This window comes from Paenibacillus sp. EB106-04-04-XG159, from assembly GCF_058791835.1.
In genome coordinates, this window is sequence record NZ_JBYTDY010000049.1 from 1 (window position 1) to 745 (window position 745).

A 745-nucleotide genomic window follows, 5' to 3' on the forward strand; every position below is an offset into this window, starting at 1 on the left:
GAGGGAACTCCGCAAGGAGGGCCGCTTAGTCCCTTGTTATCCAACATTGTACTGGATGAACTGGATAAAGAGTTGGAAAAGCGTAAGCTAAAGTTTGTAAGATACGCGGACGACTGCAATATCTATGTGAAGACATGGAAGGCAGGGAATCGGGTAAAGCGAGCCGTAACGAGCTTCATTGAGAAGAAGCTAAAGCTGAAAGTGAACGAAGCTAAGAGCGCAGTGGACAGACCGTGGAAACGCAAGTTTCTCGGGTTCAGCTTTAGTGTGGATAAAGAAAATCCGAAGGTGAGGATATCCAAGGAATCGATGCAACGAGTGAAAGCAAAGATTAGGGAGCTGACCTCTCGGAAAAGTCCAATCTCAATGGAAACACGTATACGAGAGCTAAACCAATACCTGACGGGATGGTGTGGGTATTACGCTTTGACGGACACTCCTTCGATATTTAAGGACCTAGATTCATGGATACGAAGAAGGATGCGCATGTGCGTTTGGAAGCAATGGAAGTTGCCAAGGACCAAAGTGAGGAATTTGCATGCACTAGGAGTTTCGCAACAGAAAGCAAGAGAATGGGGAAATACGCGGAAGAAATATTGGCGAATTGCTCAAAGTCCGATACTTAGTCAAGCGCTTAGCAATGAATATTGGGCAAAGCAAGGATTAAGGAGCTTAACGGAAAGATATAATCTCTTGCGGAATATACCATGAACCGCCGTATACCGAACGGTACGTACGGTGGTGT

At 45.8% G+C, this 745-nt stretch carries 1 protein-coding gene; it reads left to right on the forward strand.

The window, feature by feature from the left end; all coding sequences use genetic code 11:
- A partial coding sequence (locus AC3WTP_RS23305) for a group II intron maturase-specific domain-containing protein (RefSeq protein WP_492397008.1) occupies positions 1–711 on the forward strand: 711 nt, incomplete at its 5' end.
- Between the last annotated feature and the right edge of the window lie 34 nt (positions 712–745).